General features: G+C 44.5%; 18 protein-coding genes. 16 read left to right on the forward strand and 2 right to left on the reverse strand.

What is annotated here, in order from left to right:
- Nucleotides 1-3 precede the first annotated feature (3 nt).
- Entirely contained in the window at nt 4-651 is a 648-nt protein-coding gene (gene pxpB / locus ACST13_RS04155) for a 5-oxoprolinase subunit PxpB (RefSeq protein WP_459521966.1), read from the forward strand.
- Entirely contained in the window at nt 648-1,511 is an 864-nt protein-coding gene (locus ACST13_RS04160) for a 5-oxoprolinase subunit C family protein (protein ID WP_459521967.1), read from the forward strand. Before pxpB ends, ACST13_RS04160 begins: the two co-directional genes overlap by 4 nt.
- Here the strand turns inward: ACST13_RS04160 and uvrB are convergent.
- Nucleotides 1,482-3,500, reverse strand: coding sequence for an excinuclease ABC subunit UvrB (gene uvrB, locus ACST13_RS04165; protein ID WP_459521968.1), 2,019 nt, complete (start codon nt 3,498-3,500; stop codon nt 1,482-1,484). The two genes, ACST13_RS04160 and uvrB, sit on opposite strands and share 30 nt — an antisense overlap.
- A gap of 73 nt (nt 3,501-3,573) precedes the next feature.
- Here uvrB and ACST13_RS04170 point away from each other — a divergent pair, with 73 nt between their 5' ends.
- Complete coding sequence (locus ACST13_RS04170) at nt 3,574-4,428, forward strand: glycoside hydrolase family 16 protein (protein ID WP_459521969.1); 855 nt, start codon at nt 3,574-3,576, stop codon at nt 4,426-4,428.
- A gap of 2 nt (nt 4,429-4,430) precedes the next feature.
- A complete protein-coding gene (gene mazG, locus ACST13_RS04175; protein ID WP_459521970.1) occupies nt 4,431-5,216 on the forward strand; it encodes a nucleoside triphosphate pyrophosphohydrolase in 786 nt (261 codons plus the stop codon).
- Here mazG and ACST13_RS04180 read toward each other — a convergent pair.
- On the reverse strand, nt 5,213-6,316 hold the full coding sequence (locus ACST13_RS04180; protein WP_459521971.1) for an aldose epimerase family protein: 1,104 nt from the start codon (nt 6,314-6,316) through the stop codon (nt 5,213-5,215). The genes mazG and ACST13_RS04180 overlap by 4 nt on opposite strands.
- A 157-nt stretch (nt 6,317-6,473) precedes the next feature.
- On the opposite strand from ACST13_RS04180, the gene rpsA reads away from it, so the two are divergent.
- The 12 genes from rpsA to ACST13_RS04240 all read left to right on the forward strand — a co-directional run bounded on the left by rpsA (nt 6,474) and on the right by ACST13_RS04240 (nt 23,041).
- On the forward strand, nt 6,474-8,321 hold the full coding sequence (gene rpsA / locus ACST13_RS04185; protein WP_459521972.1) for a 30S ribosomal protein S1: 1,848 nt from the start codon (nt 6,474-6,476) through the stop codon (nt 8,319-8,321).
- Nucleotides 8,322-8,429: 108 nt separating this feature from the next.
- Complete coding sequence (locus ACST13_RS04190) at nt 8,430-9,863, forward strand: Gfo/Idh/MocA family protein (protein WP_459462658.1); 1,434 nt, start codon at nt 8,430-8,432, stop codon at nt 9,861-9,863.
- Between the two features lie 64 nt (nt 9,864-9,927).
- Nucleotides 9,928-10,437 (forward strand): cupin domain-containing protein, encoded by a 510-nt coding sequence (locus ACST13_RS04195; protein WP_459521973.1) that lies wholly within the window; start codon nt 9,928-9,930, stop codon nt 10,435-10,437.
- Nucleotides 10,438-10,539: 102 nt separating this feature from the next.
- On the forward strand, nt 10,540-11,145 hold the full coding sequence (locus ACST13_RS04200) for a TetR/AcrR family transcriptional regulator (RefSeq protein ID WP_459521974.1): 606 nt from the start codon (nt 10,540-10,542) through the stop codon (nt 11,143-11,145).
- Nucleotides 11,142-12,482: a TolC family protein gene (locus ACST13_RS04205; RefSeq protein WP_459521975.1), complete on the forward strand. Its 1,341-nt coding sequence runs from the start codon at nt 11,142-11,144 to the stop codon at nt 12,480-12,482. Before ACST13_RS04200 ends, ACST13_RS04205 begins: the two co-directional genes overlap by 4 nt.
- Before the next feature lie 7 nt (nt 12,483-12,489).
- On the forward strand, nt 12,490-13,599 hold the full coding sequence (locus ACST13_RS04210; RefSeq protein WP_459521976.1) for an efflux RND transporter periplasmic adaptor subunit: 1,110 nt from the start codon (nt 12,490-12,492) through the stop codon (nt 13,597-13,599).
- A gap of 64 nt (nt 13,600-13,663) precedes the next feature.
- Nucleotides 13,664-17,035 carry an efflux RND transporter permease subunit gene (locus tag ACST13_RS04215; RefSeq protein ID WP_459522134.1) on the forward strand — a complete coding sequence of 1,124 codons (3,372 nt, stop codon included), beginning with the start codon at nt 13,664-13,666 and terminating at the stop codon, nt 17,033-17,035.
- Nucleotides 17,036-17,216: 181 nt separating this feature from the next.
- Nucleotides 17,217-18,314 (forward strand): hypothetical protein, encoded by a 1,098-nt coding sequence (locus ACST13_RS04220; RefSeq protein WP_459521977.1) that lies wholly within the window; start codon nt 17,217-17,219, stop codon nt 18,312-18,314.
- Nucleotides 18,315-18,372: 58 nt separating this feature from the next.
- Complete coding sequence (locus ACST13_RS04225; RefSeq protein ID WP_459521978.1) at nt 18,373-18,903, forward strand: hypothetical protein; 531 nt, start codon at nt 18,373-18,375, stop codon at nt 18,901-18,903.
- Nucleotides 18,904-19,127: 224 nt separating this feature from the next.
- On the forward strand, nt 19,128-20,816 hold the full coding sequence (gene ggt, locus ACST13_RS04230) for a gamma-glutamyltransferase (RefSeq protein WP_459521979.1): 1,689 nt from the start codon (nt 19,128-19,130) through the stop codon (nt 20,814-20,816).
- Nucleotides 20,817-20,818: 2 nt separating this feature from the next.
- On the forward strand, nt 20,819-21,889 hold the full coding sequence (gene nagA, locus ACST13_RS04235) for an N-acetylglucosamine-6-phosphate deacetylase (protein WP_459521980.1): 1,071 nt from the start codon (nt 20,819-20,821) through the stop codon (nt 21,887-21,889).
- Nucleotides 21,890-21,892: 3 nt separating this feature from the next.
- Nucleotides 21,893-23,041 carry a methionine aminotransferase gene (locus tag ACST13_RS04240; RefSeq protein WP_459521981.1) on the forward strand — a complete coding sequence of 383 codons (1,149 nt, stop codon included), beginning with the start codon at nt 21,893-21,895 and terminating at the stop codon, nt 23,039-23,041.
- Nucleotides 23,042-23,062: the final 21 nt, after the last annotated feature.

Raw genomic sequence — 23,062 nt, forward strand, 5'->3', positions numbered from 1 at the left:
CGCATGAAAAACCAAATCTACGAACTAGGCGACACAGCGATCACGATCGAATTCGGGAACGAAATCAGCATGGAATTCCATGAAGAGGTGATTCGGCGTTTCTACCAATTCCAAACAAATCCATTGCCGGGCACGTTGGACTTGATCCCCGCCTATACGAGCCTAACCATCGTCTTTGATTTAGGCTATGTGGCGAGTCGTTTTCAAGGTTTGGCTGGAATGAAAACGCTGGTCGAGGAAAAATTAGCCGAGCCTTTTTCAGCGGTGACTCCAGAAGGTCGCATCCACAAAATTCCTTGCCTATATGAAGGTCCCGATTTAGCTGCCGTAGCTGTGGCTTGCGGACTTAGCGAGTCGGAAATCATCCACATTCACAGTGAAAAAGAATACCAGGTCTATTTTCTGGGCTTCTTACCCGGCTTCGCCTATATGGGCACCACCGATGAGCGCATCACCGTGGCGCGCAAAGAAACGCCGGTAACTATCCAGCCGGGAGATATCGGTCTTGCGGGGAATCAAACGGGCATTTATCCGAGCACTTCGCCGGGTGGCTGGCAAATTATAGGCCGCACGACTACCGATCTGCTTCCCGATGGTTTGCCGCTTTTCCAGGTAGGTGATCGCGTCCGTTTTATCCCACAGCGCTCATGAAAAACATAAAAAAAGGCTTATTTGATTCGCTGCAGAGTCTTCCCATCTTTGGCCTGCAACATCAGGGAATCCCACCTGGAGGCGGAATGGACACGTTTTCACTACAATTAGCCAATGCCCTTGTGGGCAATGATTTATACGACAAGGTGCTGGAAATGCACTTCCCGGCGGGTGTTTATGAATTCGAGACGAGCACATTAGTAGCCATTTGTGGAGCGGATTTTAGCGCCCACTTAAATGAGGTTTCGGTCCCCCTGAATCAGCCGATTAAAGTGCCTCCTGGCACTATTTTGAGCTGTAAGAAACCCGTAACTGGCATGCGCGTCTACGTCGCCACCCGAGAACTGAAAGATGAACAAGTGTCGCGCATTAAAATCATGCCTTGGTCGATGGCGCCAGAAAATGTATTAAGTAACGACCCTATTCGGATTCTGTGCGGACGGGAATGGGATCACCTGAAAGCCTGTTCACAACAAACCTTATTAAGTAAGGATTTTGCCATCTCGGCGATCTCGAATCGAATGGGTTATCAGCTCATTCAAGCTCCTTTAAAAACAGCGTCTGCCACGCCCCTGTTATCCTCTGCGGTCACTGCGGGAACCATTCAGTTGCTTCCCTCCGGTCAGCTCGTGGTATTAATGGCGGCGCATCAAACCACGGGTGGCTATCCCCGCGTGGCGCATGTGATATCCGCAGATCTTCCTCGTTTGGCCCAAATGGGTCCTAAGGAAAGCCTCCGCTTCACGCTAACTGATCCGATGACAGCGGAATATGAATGGATTTTCCAACAAAATTATTTGCAACAAGTCCGGAATGTGTGTGCGCTGAAACTAAGCCAGCATCGATTCGATCACCACTAATTCGTCGCGCAATCTGGCCGCTAGTGGGAAATCGAGATCCCGCGCCGCTTTCTCCATCTCTTTTCGAATGGTTTCGGATTGCTTTTTCAGCTCTGCCGGTTTCATATAGGCCAAAAGAGGATCGGCAGCGACCGGCGCTTGATCCGGATAAATAGTATAGTTTTTTGTAGGCTTTGCCAAACGATCTGCGATGGAAGTTTGCTCCATGATTTCGTCATGTGAACGCCAAATCGTTTTAGGCGTAATTCCGTGCTTCTCATTATAGGCCATTTGAATGGCGCGGCGGCGGTTAGTTTCCGAGATCGCCAGTTCCATCGAACCCGTGATCTTATCTCCATACATTAATACCTTGCCATTTTCATTACGCGCGGCACGACCGATGGTCTGGATCAAGGAACGAATGTCGCGCAGGAATCCTTCTTTATCCGCATCCATAATGGCTACCAAGGAAACTTCCGGTAAGTCCAAGCCTTCCCTTAATAAGTTCACCCCCACTAAGACGTCGATGACACCTAAACGTAAATTTCGAAGAATCTCGACGCGTTCAAGAGTCTTCACTTCGGAGTGAATGTACTGGCATTTGACGCCTACGCGGTCGAGGTATTTCGATAGCTCTTCCGCCATCCGTTTGGTCAAAGTCGTGATTAAAACCCGCTCGTTTTTCTTAATGCGGTCGTAGACCTCTTCGAGTAAATTATCGATTTGGTTTTTCGTAGGACGCACTTCGATCAAGGGGTCCAAAAGACCCGTAGGTCGAATGATTTGCTCGACCACAACTCCTTCCGAACGGCGTAATTCGTAATCGGATGGGGTGGCGGAGACGAAGATGGTTTGGCCGATGACATCTTCGAATTCTTCAAATTTAAGTGGTCGATTATCCATCGCCGATGGCAAGCGGAAACCATATTCCACTAAGGATTCTTTGCGGGAGCGGTCGCCGCCGTACATCGCCCGGATTTGGGGCATGGAGGCGTGGCTTTCGTCTACCACCATTAAGAAATCGTCAGGGAAGAAGTCCAAAAGACAGAAGGGGCGCTGGCCGGATTTTCTTTGGTCAAAATACCGGGAATAATTCTCAATGCCCGAGCAGTAACCGAGTTCGCGCATCATTTCTAAGTCAAACTCCGTCCGCTGCTTAATGCGTTCCGCCTCCGTCAGACGTCCTTCGCGGCCGAAATACGAGATCTGGTTCACTAAATCTTCCTGAATATGGGAGATCGCGTTGTTCAAGGTGTCGCGACCGGTCACGAATAAATTCGCGGGGAAAACGGCCACCATCGTCTCCGAAGAAATCTTCTTGCCCGTCCAGGGGTCGATGCGGTGGATCTCCTCGATCTCATCGCCAAAAAACACAAAGCGATATCCGAAGTCCGCATAGGCTAAGAAAATATCGACCGTATCCCCTTTAACACGGAACGTTCCACGCAGAAATTCGCCTTCGGTCCGAGCGTAGAGAATCTCCACCAAACGGAACAAAAACTGGTTCCGAGAAATCGTATCTCCCACCGCAATGCGCATAATGGAATTTCGGTATTCCTCCGGATTTCCCATACCATAAATGCAGGAAACCGAGGCAATCACAATGATGTCGCGGCGGCCAGACATCAAGGACGAGGTCGTCGCCAAACGCAACTTTTCAATCTCCTGATTAATCGAGAGATCTTTTTCTATATAGGTTCCCGTAGAGGCGATGAAGGCCTCGGGCTGGTAATAATCGTAATAAGAGATAAAATATTCGACCGCATTTTCTGGGAAGAAATGCTTGAACTCCCCGTATAATTGGGCGGCGAGGGTCTTATTATGGCTCAAAATCAGCGTAGGCCGATTCGTCTGCTGGATTACATTCGCAATCGTAAACGTCTTTCCGGAACCGGTTACGCCTAATAGGGTTTGGGCTTGTTCTTCTTTCCTAATTCCCTCGACTAATTGCCGAATCGCTTCGGGTTGATCACCGGTGGGCTGGTAAGAAGAGGTCAATTTGAAATCCATCTCGAAATATACGAATAATGGAGAGGAAAATTCGGAGGGAAATACTATTTTTGGAAAAAATCAACCCCCTACTATGTTACGACTAGCACTCATCATCTTCAGCCTAAGCACCCTCTCTTGTAAATCGGACGAGCCCGCCGCTCCGAAGATTAATGTTCTTGATTTACCCATCGTTCCCCCTAAGGAATATACGTTTGCGACGACGCCTTTTTGGGCAGATGAATTCGAAAAAGACGGTTTACCAGATCCTGCAAAATGGGGTTATGATGTAGGAAATAGTGGCTGGGGAAATAATGAGCTTCAGAACTATACGAATGCAAATATCAAAAATGCGCATATCGAGAATGGTATTTTAACCATCGAAGCGATCAAGGAAACGGCTGGTTCGAGTGCTTATACGTCCGCTCGTATCGTGACGAAAGGCAAAAATGACTTCTTATATGGTCGCATAGAGGCCAAAGCAAAAATCCCTGCGGGCCGTGGAAACTGGCCAGCGATTTGGATGCTTGCAAGCCAATCCGATTATGGAACACAATATTGGCCAGACAATGGTGAGATCGATATCTTAGAACACGTAGGTTACGATCCTGGTGTTTTTCATGCTAGTGTTCATACCAAAGCATTCAATCATATAATAGGGACTCAGAAGACAGCGACGACAACGGTGGATAAATGGAATACGGAATACCATACGTTCCGTGTGGATTGGACGCCAGATTATGTTCGCGCTTTCGTAGATGATAAGCAATATTTTGAGTTTAAAAACCCGAAGGGTGGTTGGGAACAATGGCCTTTTGACAAGAAACAACATATCTTAATGAACCTAGCAATCGGTGGAAACTGGGGTGGACAAAAAGGGGTGGATGACACGATTTTCCCTAATAAATTCCAAATCGACTACATTCGCGTATACGCTCTGAACCCGTAAGAATGAAATACCCGAAGGCCGCGGAGGCATTTGACCGATTACTAGTGATGATGGATGACCTGCGGGAGAAATGCCCTTGGGACAAGAAGCAGACACTGGAGTCTTTACGCCACTTAACCATCGAGGAAACTTACGAGCTTTCGGATGCGATCATGGAAAACGATCTGACCGAGATTCGCAAAGAAATAGGGGACCTTTTCCTTCATTTAGTATTTTACAGTAAAATCGGTTCTGAAAAAGGGGCTTTCGATGTGACCGACGTTTTGAACGGGCTATGCGAAAAACTCATCGGCCGCCATCCGCATATTTACGGCGACGTCGTGGCCGAAACCGAGGAGCAGGTAAAGCAGAATTGGGAGGCCTTAAAATTAAAGGAAGGTAATAAATCCGTTTTAGGCGGAGTTCCAGGTTCATTGCCAGCGCTCGTGAAGGCGATGCGCATTCAGGAAAAGGCGCGCGGAGCGGGTTTTGACTGGGAAGAAAAAGAACAGGTGTGGGAGAAAGTGGAGGAGGAGCTGGGTGAATTCAAAGAGACTTTTGTGGGCAAAGAATTAGACGAAGCCGGGAAGGCGGAGGCGGAAGGCGAGTTAGGGGATTTGATCTTTAGCTTGGTCAACTTTGCCCGATTCATCGATATTAATCCGGAAACCGCCGTAGAGCGGACGAATAGAAAGTTCATCAAACGCTTTCAGCACCTCGAAAAGCGCGCGGCAGAGAATGGCCAGGCGCTTTCCGAAATGACTTTGGCAGAAATGGATATCTACTGGAACGAAGCGAAAAGGCTTTAGTTCACCCCAAACTGATAGGCTGTCTTTGTTTTATACACCTCTCCTGGACGCAAAACCGTGCTAGGAAATGAAGGCTGATTAGGCGAATCTGGGAAATGTTCCGTCTCTAAACATAGGCCGTGGCGCTTCGTAATCTGCACCCCGTATTTTCCCGTCAAATGTCCATCCAAGAAATTCCCTGTATAAAACTGAACCCCGGGCTGATCCGTAGAAACCACCATCTTGCGTCCTGATATAGGTTCAACGACCGTCGCGATTTTTGCATAAGATCCCAAAGACTTATCCAAAGCCCAGCAATGATCATAGCCTCCGCCTAAGGCAATCTGCTCGGAAGAGGTATCATTAATGCGTTCTCCTACGACATGCGGTTTCGTGAAATCGAATGGCGTTCCTGCCACTGGTGTAAGCGCGCCCGTCGGAATTAATACTTTATTCACCGCCACTAATCGAGAGGCATTAATCTGCATTTCTTGATTCAAAATATCGCGTTTCGCGTTCCCGCTCAAATTAAAGTAGGAGTGATTACTCAAGTTCAAGACCGTTGCCTTATCCGTGGTCGCTTCATAAGCGATACTTATTTCATTGTCTTCCGATAAGGTATAGGTCATTTTTACGCTTAGGTTTCCAGGGAATCCCTCTTCCAGGTCTTTCGAAACATACGTAAGCGCGAGCTTGCTTTCCGTCGCTTCGACCACTTTCCACACCTTCTTATCGAATCCGATCAGGCCGCCGTGCAGGTGTTGGCCGTTGTTTTGGGAAGCTAAGGTATATTCCTTGCCCTCTAAGGTAAATTTTCCGTTTGCGATGCGGTTTCCGAATCGGCCCACGATCGCTCCGAAATAGGGAGTGTCTTTAATGTATTCTGCCAAAGTCTCAAATCCCAACACCACGTCTTCGATTTTTCCACTGCGGTCCGGTGTTAAGATTTTTTGGATGATGCCCCCGTAATTCATGATTCGAACTTCCATTCCTTGGGAGTTCTTTAAAGTATATAAGGTAACAGACTCGCCCGCAGGCGTTTGGCCGAATGGTGTTCCTGGATTATTCATGGCTACTAGGTTTTGGGACAAGAAAAAAAGGGCTAAAAAGCAATATTTCATAGGTTAAACAGGTTTGTGGATTCAATTTACCACAAAAGATGTAAAATAAAATAATTCTTCGTAGCTTTGCACCCCAAATTAAAAATTGTTTCAAACTTAATTTCAGCAAGTTAGCCCAGCTTGTTGATGTAGGCGAAAGTCAAAAGGGCACTCATTTATGTCAAAAGTAAAAAAAGATTTCGACTGGGATTTAGTTGAAGGAAAAGGTTTCGGCGGTAGTTATACAGCGGATCAAAAAGAAAAAATGGAGGCTGCTATCGAAGCAACCTTGAATTCGGTCACGGAGAAGGAAGTGGTGAAAGGTATTGTGGTAAGCAAGACTGACCGAGAAGTAATCATTAACATTGGATTCAAATCTGATGGTTTAGTATCTGCTTCTGAATTCCGCGATATGCCGGATTTAAAGGCTGGTGACGAGGTTGAAGTATACATCGAGAACCAAGAAGACGCAAACGGACAATTAACGTTGTCACGTAAGTTAGCTAAGGTGATGGGTGCATGGACGAACATCGAGAAAGCATTAGAAGAAGATACGATCATCAATGGTTTCGTTAAGCGCCGTACTAAAGGTGGTTTAATCGTAGACATCTTTGGAATCGAGGCGTTCTTACCTGGTTCTCAAATTGATGTGAAGCCTATCCGTGACTTCGATATTTTCGTAGGCAAAAACATGGAGGTTAAGGTGGTTAAAATCAACCACACAAATGACAACGTAGTTGTATCTCACAAAGTATTAATCGAGAAGGATCTAGAGGCTCAACGTCAAACAATCTTAACGAACTTAGATAAAGGTCAAGTACTAGAAGGTGTGATCAAAAACATGACTAATTTCGGTGTGTTCATCGATTTAGGTGGTGTAGATGGTTTACTTCACATCACAGATATCTCATGGGGTCGCATCAGCCACCCACAAGAGGTGTTGAAATTGGATCAAAAAATCCAAGTAGTGGTATTAGACTTCGACGAAAACAAAAAACGTATCTCTTTAGGTATGAAGCAATTACAAGCGCACCCTTGGGAAGCTTTAGCTGTTACAACTGAAGTAGGAACGAAAGTGAAAGGTAAAATCGTTAACGTAGCTGATTACGGTGCTTTCTTAGAAGTATTGCCAGGCGTAGAAGGTTTAATCCACGTGTCAGAGATGTCATGGTCTCAACACTTACGTAACCCACAAGATTTCTTGAAAGTAGGCGATGAAATGGAAGCAGTTGTGTTAACATTAGATCGTTCTGAGCGCAAGATGTCTTTAGGTATCAAGCAATTAACAGAAGATCCTTGGACTAAGACTGATTTATTAGCGAAATACGCGATCGGTACGAAGCACAAAGGAACGGTTCGTAACTTAACTAACTTCGGTTTATTCTTAGAATTAGAAGAAGGAATCGACGGTTTAGTTCACGTTTCTGATTTGTCTTGGACGAAGAAAATCAAGCACCCATCTGAATTCGTTAAAGTAGGTGATGCTTTAGATGTTATTGTTATCGAACTAGACGCGAATAGCCGTCGTTTAGCTTTAGGTCACAAGCAATTAGAGGAAAACCCTTGGGATACATTTGAAAGTGTGTTCACTTTAGGTTCTACACAAAAAGCAACGATCATTTCTAAGAACGACAAGTTCGGTGTATTAGAATTGCCTTACGGTATCGAAGGACTAGCTCCTTTGAAGCAGTTAACCAAGGCAGATGAGTCAGTGGCTGAGGTAGGTGAGGCGTTAGACTTCGTGGTAACAGAATTCCACAAAGAAGAGCGTAAGATCATCTTATCTCACACACGTACCTTCACAGTAGCTACGGCTGAAGAAGTAGCGGCTGATGCTGCTGCTGCGAAACCAGAGAAGAAAAAAGCAACGAAGTCGGCGGAAAATAAGCCAGCGACTGCAACAGCTGAGAAATCGACTATGGGCGATATCGGTGCATTATCTGCTTTAAAAGAGCAAATGGAAGGCGCTGAGAGAGAACAAGCGATTAAAAAATTAGAGAAGAAATCCTCTAAAAAGGCTGAATAGTAACATTCTCCTGTTCTATACGGAATGGGGTTAGCGAAAGCTGACCCCTTTTTTTGTTTTCTACATTTTTTTTACAAACTTACATCCAATCTTTAAAACCTATCTAACATGAGTAATAATTCAAGACGGAACTTCCTGCAAAAAGCCGGATTAGCCGCAGCCAGTTTCTACATTGTACCTCGCCATGTATTAGGCAAAGGTTACACTGCTCCTTCAGACAAATTAAACATCATGGGTATCGGTGGTGGCGGAAAAGGCTACAGCGATATCATGAATTCGTATAATAAAGGGGCTGAAAACATCGTCGCCATCGTCGATGTAGATGATCGCCAAATCGTTCGAATCAAAAACGATTTACCTAAAGCAAACATTTACCGCGACTTCCGTGCTGCCTTAGATAAAGAAGGTAGTAACGTAGACGCAGTTATCGTGTCTACGCCAGACCATACCCACGCAACGATTGCGATGGAAGCGATGCGTCGTAAGAAACACGTATATGTTCAAAAGCCATTAACGCATGATATCTACGAGGCTCGTATCCTAGGAGAGAAAGCGCGCGAGATGCAAGTGGTGACTCAAATGGGTAACCAGGGTTCATCAGGAGACGGCGTTCGTAAGATGATGGAATGGTTCGATGGCGGTGCGATCGGAAAAGTAAAAGAAGTATATGTTTGGACAAACCGTCCCGTATGGCCACAAGGAATCGCCTACCCTGCTGCTGGATCTCCAGCGCCGGCAGAGTTAGATTGGGATCTTTGGTTAGGACCTGCGAAATACAGAGAATATAACCCAGCTTTACTTCCATTCAAATGGAGAGGTTGGTGGGATTATGGTACAGGTGCCTTAGGCGATATGGGATGTCACTTATTAGACCCTCCTTTCAAAGTGTTAGGTATCCGTGACGCGATCGACGTAGAATGTTCGGTAGGTTCTGTCTTCTTGCAAGATTGGACGCCGGAATACATTCCACAAGGATGTCCTCCTAGCTCGATGGTAACTTTACACTATGGTCCTTCGAAGAAGAATAATTCACCGGTGAAATTAACTTGGTTTGACGGAGGTCTTCGGGCGCCACATCCAGATGGAATCCCAGCTACCGAAATGATCGGGGATGCAGATGGATCAAACGGGGTAATCTTAATCGGTTCTAAAGGAATCATGACTTGCGGTACCTATGGTTTGAATCCTAAAGTATATAAAAACGGTGCACGTGTGGATGAGTCTGAACTTCCTAAAGCAAGCTTAGCGCGTGTGAAAGGTGCGGACAACGGTCACAATACACAGTGGGTAGAGGCTTGTAAGGCTGGTTTCGGCAAGATGGAAGTAAGTTCTCCATTCGATTATGCTGCGCCATTTACGGAATCTGTTTTAATGGGTAACATCGCGATTCGTACGTATATGTTACGCGAAGGTGAAGGACGCAATGCGAAATATGTGGGTCGCCAAAAACTGGAGTGGGATGCAGCTAACATGCGCATCACGAACTTCGATGCGGCGAACCAATTCGTTAGACGCGAATACCGCAACGGCTGGACCTTATAATAAGTTTTAACTTGATTTTATTGAAAAGACGGGATGCTCTCCCGTCTTTTTTTTATTTTTGTAAATGAATTTAACCGCAACCACACCTGCTTCAGAAGTCTTCGCTCAAGTCGAAGCCTATATCATCTCTCAAGGCTATACGATTATTGACAAAGATCACAACCGCCCCTGGGGAGGTTTCTTTGTATTAGATGAAACACAGGCGGCGAAGTTTGCTGCACAATTCTTTCCTCAGCTTTCCATGGATGCGATTCAAATTACGCAAAAACTGAGCCCTAAGTTCTTAGTGGTGGCGCCTGAGAAGCGTTTGTCTTGGCAATACCATTTCCGCAGAGCGGAAGTTTGGACGGTGAATTCGGGTCCGGTGGGGGTTGTCATTTCAGGCACGGATGAGCAATCTGCTCCAGGCGTTTATCAAGAGGGTGATTTAATCACGTTGCCTACGGGCATGCGCCACCGTTTAGTCGGTTTAGATAACTGGGGCGTGGTGACTGAGATTTGGCAACATACGGATGTGGAGCATCCGTCGGATGAATCGGATATCGTCCGCTTGCAGGATGATTTTGGCCGTTAATCAGATTTAACCATTCGGTTATCTAAAAATAATACAAGAAAACTTTGTAATCTCTGAAAGTTTCCATAGTTTTGCTTCCCGATAAATCAAGGGGTTAAGCAAATGAAATCGCGTATTCTAGAAAAAGGAACTGAATTATTCTTCCGCTACGGTGTCAAGACCGTAACGATGGATGCGATTGCGAGCGAATTAGGCATTTCCAAAAAAACGATTTATCAACATTTTCCGGATAAAGATTCCATGGTTTACGAGGTCGTTAAAACCTTCATTGAACTGGACGATGTGAAATGGGAAGAGCTCGATAGGCTATATCCGAATGTAATCGAAAAGATATTTAAGTCTTTCGAGATGACAAAGGATTTATTCACGCAGATGAACCCGCGTCTGTTATACGAAATTCAAAAATACTTCCCGAATCCTTATCAACTTTTCGCCGAGCATGGCGAAAAATGCATTCATAAAAACTTAATCGCTGACTTTAAAAAGGGAGCGCAATTCGGGTACTTCAGAAATGATATTGACTTCGAATTATTAGCGCGCTTACGGATGGCCGAAGTGGATTTAGCCTTCAACCCAAATTTTTATCCCAACAATAAATTATCCTTGTATGACACCCAGCTAACGCTGATGGACATTTTCATGCGAGGCATTTTGACCGAAAAAGGTTTAACACTTTACACATCTTACCAAAACAATTTAAACGAATGATCCGCCTAAGAAAAATTTATGCCGGTCTATTTTTACTAGCCTCCTTGGCCGTAAATGCGCAAACCTTCAGCCTAAAGCAGGCCGTGGACTATGCCATTACGCATCAGGTGCAGATAAAAAATAGCCAAATCGACTTGCAGAACGCAAGTGCGAAGATCAACGAGATCAAAGCAATCGGCTTACCACAAGTCAATGGTTCACTCGCTCTAACAAACAACCTGATCTTGCAACGTGTATTCATCCCAGCCAGAATCTTCAATCCTGCTGCGGCAGAGGGAGAATTGATCGCGGCGAAATTTGGGGTAGATAATTCGGGTTTTGCGAACGTGGGTTTGAGCCAATTAGTGTTTGATGGTTCTTATTTATTAGGCTTGAAGGCTTCCTCCGTATACAAAGATTTAGCCGTGAAGTCAGTGACGCAGTCGAAGCAACAAGTGGCGGAGAATGTGACGAAGGCTTATTTTGGGATTATGGTGAATGAGAAACGCATCGGTTTATTGCGTTTGAATGTAGCCCGCCTGGATACGCTTTTAAAAGAGACGCGCGCTTTAAATCAACAAGGTTTCGTGGAGAAAATCGATGTGCAGCGTTTGGATGTACAAGCGAATAATTTACGTACGGAAGTAGAGAACGTGAATCGCCTGCAAGAATTGAGCTATTCCTTATTGAAATTCCAAATGGGTTATCCAATGGAAGAGCCGATTGTTATCAGTGAAACTTTGGAAAAAGTGGAATTAACGACGTTTAATAAGAATGCCGTAGGTGAGTTTAGCTACGCGAATCGCATCGAATATTCCATCTTGCAAACGCAAGAAAACCTAGCGGAATTAGATCTAAAGAGCATCAAGGCTGGTTATATGCCCCGTTTACTATTGAATGCAAACTATGGTTATAACGCGGGAGCGAACGCATTCAGCGATTTGGTCAACAAACCTTGGTTCGATAATGCCGCCATCACGATATCTTTGCAGATCCCTATTTTTGACGGATTCTCTAAGAAATACAAGGCGGTACAATCGGCTAACAACTTGCAAAAGGTGCGTCAGTCCTATGGCTTGCTAAAGTCGTCCATCGACATGCAACGCACACAGGCGAGCATTACGATGAAGAACGCTTTAGAATCCATGAAAGAACAAAAAGCGAACCTAGATTTAGCGAATGAGATTTCACGTGTGACACGGGTGAAATACCAACAAGGGGTAGGATCGAACCTAGAGGTATTGAACGCAGAGTCATCAATCAAAGAATCACAAGCGAATTATTTTACCGCATTATACAATGCGTTGATTGCCAAAGTAGAAGTAGAAAAAGCAAACGGTACACTATACATAGACTAACAGAAACATGAAAAAAATAGCCATCCTCCTAAGTGGAATCATTTTATTCGCGGCCTGCGGATCAAAAGACAAGAAGCAAGAATTAGCTGACTTAAAAAGTCAGGAAAAAGAAATACAGTCGAAAATCGCTGCTTTAGAAAAAGAAGTCGGTACGCCTGCAGATAAAGCGGCTGCCAAAGTAATCGCCGTAAGCGTGAGCCCTTTAGTAGCTCAAAACTTCCAGCACTTCGTAGAAGCACAAGGAAATGTGGTAGCTGAAAACACGGTTTTAATAAGCCCACAAACGGGTGGTGTGATTTTGACTTTGCCAGTTGTAGCGGGGCAATCGGTATCGAAAGGGCAGTTGATTGCCACTTTAGATAATAATATCTTAAAAGAATCAGTAGAAGAGGTTCGCCAACAATTGTCTTTAGCTAAGACCATCTTTACTAAGCAGAAAGCGCTTTGGGATCAACAGATCGGAACGGAAGTTCAGTTTTTGAGCGCGAAGTCGAACATGGAGTCTTTAGAGAAAAGAATCGTCACCTTGAAAGCGCAATTAGGTCTTTCTCGCGTAACGGCTCCGATCTCAGGAACGATTGAATTAGTTCGCCAAAAAGCGGGTGAAATGGGCGCTCCTGGCGTGCCTATCGTTCAAATCGTGAACTTAGGCAACTTGAAAATCTCTGCTAAAATCGCTGATTCCTATGTAGGAACGGTGAAACAAGGCGACGAAATCAGCATCAAATTCCCGGATTTAAACAAAGAATTGAAGGCGCGCATCTCGTTGGTTTCTAAAATTGTCAACCCTTTAACGCGTACGTTTGACATCGAAGCACGCATCCCGAACACAGGTGGCGAATTAAAGCCGAACTTGTTAGCGGTGATCAACATCAACGATACTTCGAAGAAGAACGCGATCGTGATCAGCGAAAACATCATCCAAAAAACCGAAAAAGGAGATTTAGTGTATGTGGCGGTAGAAGAGAATGGCAAAAAAGTAGCCCGCGCACGTCAAGTGACCATCGGTTTAACGTATAACGGTCAGGCAGAGATCACAAGCGGTCTTAAAGCAGGCGAATCAATCATTGTTCAAGGATTTCAAGATTTAGTGGATGGTACAGCCATCTCGTTCTAAGTAGAAAATGGAAAAAAATAGCAAAAATGAGCAATTGCCAGAAGGCAAAGGCTTAATATATAACATGGTGGGCTGGTTAGCCCAAAACCGTACGACGGTTTACATCTTCACCTTCATCATTTTTGTGGCGGGGATGGGAATCTATTCGAAACTTCCTAAGGAGCAATTCCCGGACATCGTGGTGCCTCAAATGGTCATCCAAACGGTCTACGCTGGAACGACTCCATCAGACATCGAGAACACGATCAATAAACCGATCGAAAAGCAAATCAAATCCATCACAGGTGTAAAGCGCGTCAAATCAAACGCTTTACAAGATATTTCCGTGATCATTGTCGAATTTAATACCGATGTCACTGTGCCCGTCGCTAAACAGCGGACGCAAGATGCGGTGGATAAAGCGATCGCCGATTTGCCCAAAGATTTAACCCGCGAACCTTCCGTAGCCGAGGTCAACTTCTCGGAATTCCCCATCATGAACATCAACATCGCCGGCGATTATCCGCTCGATAAGTTGAAGAAATATGCAGAGGATTTACAAGATGAGATCGAGGGGATGCCGGAAATTAACCGCGTGGACATCATCGGAGCTTTGAAAAGAGAAATCCAAATCAACCTGGATTTGTACAAAATGCAAAGCTATGGTTTAACCTTCTATGATATTCAATCAGCCGTTCAAGGCGAAAACGTGAATATCTCGGGTGGTGATTTAGCCGTAGATGGTGTGCGTCGTTCACTTCGTGTGACGGGAGAATTCAAGAATATCGATCAATTAGCGAACCTGATGGTCGGTTCTTCAACAGGCGCGCGCGTTCGTTTAAAAGACGTGGCTGAAGTAAAAGACAGCTACGAGGAGAAGCAAGACTTTGCGCGTTTAAACAACAAATCGGTTATTACGCTAAACGTGATCAAACGAAGTGGTGCTAACTTAATCGAGGCGGCAGATCGTATCGAAAAGACGATCGATGAGTTCAAAGAAACGCGCTTTCCTGCTGGTTTAACGGTAACTACGACGGCCGATCAATCGGAGCGTACGCGAGGCGAATTAGCGGATTTAATTAATACAGTAGTCCTAGGTTTCCTCTTTGTGGTAATCGTATTAATGTTCTTTATGGGCGTTAGAGACGCCGTGTTTGTGGGTCTTTCCGTGCCATTATCGGCCTTGTTGACCTTCTTATTCATGCCTTCGCTGGACTTCAGCTTAAATACTATCGTTCTTTTCGGTTTCCTTTTAGGCTTAGGTATTGTGGTGGATGATGCGATTGTGGTCATCGAGAACGCGCACCGTTTGTTCAATAATTTCAAAAAATTGACGATTACGGAGTCGGTAAAATTAGCCGCTTCGGAAGTATTTATTCCCGTATTGTCCGGAACATTAACGACGATTTCGCCTTTCTTGCCTTTATTATTCTGGCCAGGAATTGTGGGGGAGTTCATGAAATACTTGCCTATCACGTTGATCATCACGCTTTTTGCGTCACTTTTTGTGGCCTATGTGATGAACCCGGTATTCGCGATTACGTTTATGAAGCGGCACGACGAAGAGGCAAATGATGTGAAGAATCCGACGTTCTCGGACATACGTCGCACCGTTTTCATCTTGTTGAGTTTAGCCGTTTTCGGGTATGTGATGGGCTTCGGCTTGGGTCACTTTGGCTTTGGAAACTTCTTAGTTTTATGTCTACTCTTGTATGTATTAAATCACTTTGTGATCACTCCGAAGTTAATCGTGCCATTCCAGGAGACTACCTTACCTAATTTTAAGACGAATTACCGCAAGTTAATTTCTTGGGTTTTAACGGGCATGCGTCCGATTTATGCGACTATTGCCGCCTTCTTTTTGTTGGTTTTTACGATTGCTTTAATGGGTATCGTGAAGCCTAAGGTGGTTTTCTTCCCTTTTGGAGATCCTGATTACATTTATATTTATGCCAAAAACCCGATCGGAACGGATGCGGTCGTAACGGATTCCGTGACTAAGGTGATCGAAAAGCGGGTTTCTGCCTTTATTCAAAAACAAGGTTATGGTAAAATTGTCAATTCGATCATTTCGAACGTAGGAAAAAACGCCGGCGATCCAATGCAACCAGACCGTGGCGCCACTCCGCACAAGAGTAAAGTGACGATCGCGTTTGAGAAATTACAATTACGCGAGGGTATTAAAACCGGGGATGTTTTAACGGAGATTCAGGCAGATTTTGCCAAAAATCCGCTACCAGGTGTCGAGCTTGCCATCGAACGCGAGCGCAACGGGCCCCCTACCGGTAAGCCTATTTCGATTGAGATCGCAGGGGACGAATTCTCTGTTTTGCAAGATCTAGAGAAGAAGGTGCGAGCTTCAATCACGAAAGCAGGCATCCAAGGTATTCAAGAATTGAAATCTGACCTGGTAACAAACAAGCCCGAAATCATCATCGATGTGAACCGCGAAAAAGCGTCTCGCGAGGGTATCTCCTCAGCGCAGGTAGCAATGGCAGTACGTACCGGTTTATTCGGTGCAGAAATCTCCAAATTCCGCGATGTAAAAGATGAATACCCGATACAATTGCGATTGAAAGGGGATTCTCGCAACCAAACAGAGAAGCTTTTGCAAATGAATATTACCTACCGCGATATGAATTTGGGCGGTGCCTTGCGCCAAGTTCCTTTGAATTCGATCGCAGATATTCACTACGCTACTTCCTTCAGCCAAATCAATCGTAAAGACCAAGAGCGCATCATCACCCTAGGTTCTGATGTGATTCAAGGCTATAATGCGAATGAAATCGTGGGCGAATTAACCACGCTTTTTGAAGAAATCGACGTTCCTCAGGGATATAAGATTCGCATGGGCGGTGAGCAAGAGGACCAAAAAGAATCCGGCGCCTTCTTAGCCGTAGCTTTCTTAGCGGCTTTAATTTTAATCTACTTAATTCTGGCAACGCAGTTTAACTCTGCGGTGAAACCTTTAATCATCTTCGCAACGATCTTGTTATCGCTAATCGGGGTATTATTAGGCTTCATGGCGTTCGGGATGACTTTCTCCGTGATTATGTCCGGTGTAGGTATCATCGCACTGGCGGGCATCGTCGTGAAAAATGGTATTCTTTTGATCGAATTCATTGAGGAACTTCGCTTTAAGCGCGGTTATGACTTGAAGGAGGCGATCATTGAAGGTGGTGGAATTCGCTTAACTCCGGTATTGTTGACGGCTTCGGCGGCGGTATTGGGATTGATTCCTTTGGCGTTAGGCTTAAGCATCGACTTCGTCACGCTGTTCACCGAATTAGATCCGCATATTTTCATCGGTTCTGATTCCGCGGCTTTCTGGGGAATTTTAGCTTGGACAATCATCTTCGGATTAACGTTCTCTACCGTTTTAACGCTTGTAATCGTTCCATGTATGTACTACATCTCGGAGCGCATCAAGCAAAAATGGTTTACTAAGACAGTGTAATTTATATTGGGTTCAAGAATGCAGAAACCCCTGGGCGTAGGTCTAGGGGTTTTTTGTTTTAACTAAATGCGTTGCATCCTACCTAATTCTGTGTAAATTGGCGAAGGAGGCAATCGCTTCTACTGTTCTATTATTTTGATTAATACGTCAATAACGACATCATCATTCAAAATTTTAGCACATGAAAAATCTTTCCTTTGCCGTATTTGCGCTTATTAGCTTTGCTCTATTTTTCCTCTCTTGTAGCAAAGAGCCTGAGTTAGACCCAATGAAACCCTATGAATTATTACGAGAATGGTACCAAAATAATAGCACTACACCTATTCAAGAAAATATCATATGGACCAAAGGCAAAATTATTACGCTGAAAGATTGTAGTACAGTAACGGCGTTTCCTGCAATATCTAAAGTAGGAATTAAAGAATTAATCATATTTGAACATAATGGGAAAAGAGAAGCTGTATTTAAACAATATACTTTTCTAGGGCATAATCAAGAAATGAAAGGGTTTTCAATTAATGGGGAATTACTTAAAGTGCTGAATGTTCAGAAGGAGAACAAAATTATGGCCCCAAAATCAAAAGCGCTAATTAAGAGGTTTCTTAACTCAGAATTACCTGTTGAGGACCCCAATTACATTTGGGACCAAGGAATGGCATTTAGTTTTTATTTTATTTACTACGGAGGAGGTTCAACCTATTATGTTTCAAATTCGGGCCAAGGAAGTAGTTATTTTAACACAATTTATAATGACTTTCTGTTGGGCAGGGGCGGGGGTAATTTTGATTCCTATTACGCATACAATAATTACAATTTTAGCCAAATTGATGACAAACTAACTAATCCATGTTTTATATCGGTATTAAATGAGCTTAGAAATAATAACATTTATGGTGAAATGTCAGATGTTATAGAATCCCTAGATCAGTCAAAAAACGGGCAAAAATATAAATTTGATATACGTGAAATGAGCCTACTTGAAGAACAAAAATACAGTGCTGACAATGCTATCGTAAATTTTAAAAATGAGATTTGCTTGAATACAAATAAGTTAAAAAATACTTCCAAAGAATACATTGCTCGAGTTATCTTGCACGAATTTTTGCACCTACATATTAACAAATCGAATTACCTAGATCATACAGAGATTGCAACAAAATATATTAAACCAATGGCTGATTTTTTACATAAATTATATGATACAAACTATGAAGACGCACTTGCTCTATCACTATCAGGGTTACAAAAAATACCTAATTACAGTACGCTTTTAATGTAATATAAAAAGAACTCTACAACAATTTATGAGGTCAAACTTAAATATACGACAAATGGATATGGCAAATATTGCAACTAAAACAAATAGAATTTTCGCCCTAGGGCTGATTTTATTCTTAACTAACTTTAAATCTTTTAGCCAAAGCTACAGCGAGAAACCCTTTAATTTCAATGGATGCGGAGAGAGTGACCTGCAATCTTTTTTTTCAAATCACTTAGTTGAATGGGGAAACCAACCTACACTGAATTTCTTTGTTTTCAAGTTAAAAGGGACGGGCGAAATAACAGATGTAAAGCATTTTGGAGAAATGAATAAAGGGTCCGTAAAAAAAGTCATTGAATTAATCCAAGCTTCAAGAGGATGTTGGAATCTGCCCAAAGATTCAACTGAATTTCAATGGAAAGTTATCCCATTCGTAGCAAGTAAAAAGCCTGAAAAAATGAATAAAAAAATGGCTATGGACTACTTTTGGACATCACAATCAACGTTTTTAGAACTTTTTTACGCTCAGGAAGAAAATGTATATCTAGAAGATTTTCATTTCACTCGCCTAATTAGATATATAGATCCTGGTATTAAAATTGACTAACATAAAACCCCTGGACGTAGGTCTAGGGGTTTTTTGTTTTTGCAGTGAACTTCGGACTCTCTCCCTCCGGACTCTCTCCCTCCGGACTCTTTCCCTTCGGACTCTTTCCCTTCGGACTCTTTCCCTTCGGACTCCCTCCCTCCGGACTTCGGACTAGCTTCCCCTACAGCCACTCTTGTTTTTCCCCTCTCTATCCACTAATTTACCCTTTCAAAATCAACACTATGAAAAAATTATTCCTTCTTCTCATTCTTCCGTTTCTAACAAATGCGCAAGATCGTCCGTATGGTAAAGTTTGGGCGACTCGCTCACAGGCCATTGCCCAAAACGGGATGGCCGCTACCTCTCATCCTTTGTCTACCCAGGCCGCACTTGATGTGCTGAAGGCTGGTGGAAATGCGATCGACGCTGCCATTGCAGCGAATGCCATGGAAGGGGTGGTCGAACCACATGTGAACGGAATTGGAGGGGATTTGTTTGCGATTGTTTGGGATGCGAAAACGAAGAAATTATATGGGATAAATGGATCGGGGAGATCGCCGAAATCTTTGACTTTGGCAGAGTTTAAAAAACGGGGTCTAACGCACATCCCGTCGCTGGGTCCTTTGCCGATTAGCGTGCCGGGTTGCGTGGATGCGTGGTTTGAATTGCACAAGAAGTTCGGTTCGATGCCGATGAATAAGGTATTAGAAAAAGCCGTTTCGTATGCGCGCAATGGCTTTCCAGTGCACGGCGAGTTGGCGTCAGCAATGGCTCGTGTGCCGGCGAATTATGGCAAGTTTCCGAACGTCGCGAACCACTATTATCCCAATGGAAAGCCACCGGTGGAGGGGGATATTTTCAAGAATCCGAACCTAGCGAATACACTAGAGAAAATTGGAAAAGAGGGACGCGATGCCTTTTATAAGGGGGATATGGCGCGGACGATGGACGCGTTTTTGAAGAAGAACGGTGGGTTTTTGAGCTATGATGATTTAGCGACTCACACCTCGACTTGGGTGGAGCCCGTTTCAGTAAATTACCGTGGGTATGATGTGTGGGAATTGCCGCCGAATAGCCAGGGGATCGCGGCTTTGCAGATGTTAACGATTTTAGAGGGCTATGATTTCTCTAAAATAAAACTAGGTTCAGCGGAGCATGTGCACCTGTTTACGGAGGCCAAAAAACTAGCTTTCGAAGACCGCGCGAAATACTACGCGGACCCTGAGTTTGCTAAAATTCCCGTAGCGGAATTAATATCGGAAGCGTACGGCGCGAAGCGCCGGGCGTTGATTAATCCGAATCGCGCAGGTCGCCATTACGAGGCGGGAAATCCTGCTTTGAAAGAAGGGGACACGATTTACTTAACCGTGGCAGACAAGGACGGCAATATGGTTTCGTTAATTCAGAGTAATTACCGAGGTTTTGGGTCAGGCATGATGCCGGATGGTTTGGGATTTATGTTCCAAGATCGCGGTGAATTATATAACTTGAAAGAGGGAGAAAACAATACCTATGCACCTGGTAAAAGACCATTCCAAACAATCATTCCTGCGTTTATGACGAAGGATGGCCAACCGGTAATGAGTTTTGGCGTAATGGGTGGCGCGTACCAACCAATGGGTCATGTGCAGATAGTGATGAACGTGGTGGATTTTGGCATGAATGTACAAGAAGCAGGTGATTACCCCCGGATGAATCACGAGGGATCGTCTGAGCCGACAGGGGAAACGATGGAAACAACCGGTGGTACGATAACTTTAGAACACGGCTATCCGTATGAGGTCATTCGCGAATTATTGCAAAAAGGGCATCAAGTAGGCTACATGAATGGCATTTATGGTGGCTACCAATGTATTATGTACGACCCAGTTCGGAAGGTGTATTTTGGTGCAACTGAATCTAGAAAAGACGGACAGGCGACTGGATATTAAGGATGTTTGCAAGCCGCATTTTCACGGGCCACGAGTGGCTAGAAAACAAAGAAATTTCCATAGAAAATGGTCGCATTTCGGCTATTTCGGAAGGCCAAGGTGCGGCGTCTGAAAACTTCCTCGTTCCCGGTTTCATCGATTTGCAAATTTACGGTGGTGGCGGGATTCTATTCTCAAATCACCAAACGACAGAATCGATTCAGGCGACCTTCGACGAACACCATAAAACGGGAACGGTAGCTTTCCAAATCACCTTGAACTGCTCGCCGGCTGCCTCCATGTGGAAAGCAATCGAGGCCTATAAAAACTATTCAGGTCCCGGACTGGTGGGTTTACATCTAGAAGGGCCCTTTTTCAACCCTATAAAAAAAGGGGCTCATAACGAGGCGTTTGTACAAAAACCAAGTCTTGCCTTTCTCGAAGAACTTATAGCTCGAACAGCAGGCGTACCGACTTACCTGACCATTGCACCTGAAATGTTTAGCGCTGCGGAACTTTCTTTATTGATACGCAGTCCCATTATGTGCTCCCTGGGGCACAGCGACGCGACTTTTGAACAGGCGATGAACGCCATCGAAAAAGGCGTTTCTCGCATCACGCACCTATTTAATGCGATGTCCCAGTGGCAATCGCGCGCGCTAGGATTAGTGGGTGCTAGCTTTAATTCCGATGCTTGGACGAGCATCATTGCGGATGGGTTGCACTGCGATTATAAATCGCTACAGCTGGCTTATCGACTGAAAAAAGGGCGTTTATTTCTGATCACCGATGCGGTGACGGATGATGTGTCTGGCCCCTATTCTTTTCAGGCCAAAGACGGGCGCTTCACTAACGAGGCGGGTGTGCTTTCAGGCTCCTCTTTAACGATGATCGAGGCCATTCAAAACTGCGTTCAGCAAGCGGGTATCCCTTTAGAAGAGGCCTTACGGATGGCGACGGTTTATCCAGCAGAGGTAGCAAATTTAGACGAATTAGGTAGTATTGAGGTGGGTAAAAGGGCTTGTTTTATCGAGTTGAATTCGGCTTTCGAGGTTCAGCAGGTTTGGTACGATGGAAAAGCCTTGTTAAATTAGGCTATGATTTCATTTCCTTCTAAGCAGCCACAAGTCCAAACGACTATTTTTACCAAAATGTCCGCCATGGCCCTAGAACACGGGGCCTTAAACCTGTCCCAAGGTTTTCCGGGTTTCGATTGTGCGCCTGCTTTGCAAGAACTTCTTCAACATTATTCTAAAGGCTTTAACCAATATGCCCCTATGGCCGGTGTTCCGGCTTTACGTCAGTCACTCGCCACGAAAACCTCGTCTTTTTATGACATTTCCGTCGATGCAGATTCCGAAGTAACCATTGTTTCTGGTGCGACTGAAGCTATTTTTGCGGCCATCCATTGCTGTGTTTCGCCTGGCGATGAGGTCATCATGTTCGACCCTAGCTACGACGCGTATGATCCGATTGTTCGCTTAGCAGGTGGAATTCCCATTCATATTCCTTTGAAAGCATCGCAAAATTTTGCCATCGATTGGTCAGAATTAGCAAAGAAAATTACCTCTCGAACACGCGCGATTATGGTGAATAGTCCGCATAATCCGACGGGGGCTGTGTGGTCGATGGCGGATCTAGATGCCTTTGCTGAAGTGGTCAAAGGGACCCATATCTTACTCGTTTCAGACGAGGTATACGAGCATATCGTTTTTGATGGTGCGCAGCATGCGAGCGTTTTATTGCATCCTGAATTACGCAAACGCAGTTTTGTATGTGGGTCTTTTGGCAAAACGTATCATATCACCGGCTGGAAAATAGGCTATTGCCTTGCTCCGGCTTTCCTTACTTCAGAATTCCGTAAACTACACCAGTGGGTCACTTTTTCGAGTGCGACACCACTGCAATATGCTTTAGCTGACTACCTAAAAGAGCCGTCGCATTACCTCGGTTTATCTAATTTTTACCAAAAAAAGCGGGATCTTTTCGCCTCCCAATTCAGCGGAACCAAATGGAAAGTTCTTCCAAGTGCCGGAAGTTTCTTCCAATGCTTTGATTATTCCGCGATTTCAACCGAAAAAGATGTGGATTTAGCCGATCGACTCACGCGCGAAATAAAAGTAGCATCTATCCCCGTATCGGTCTTTTATGAAACAGATCCAGGCGATAAAATCCTGCGTTTCTGCTTCGCAAAAGAAGATGATATGCTGGTGGAAGCGGCGAAGCGATTAGTGAAACTTAGTTAAAAATTTTAATCAGTTATTTTC

The sequence above is a fragment of the Aquirufa sp. A-Brett2-W8 genome (assembly GCF_054558755.1).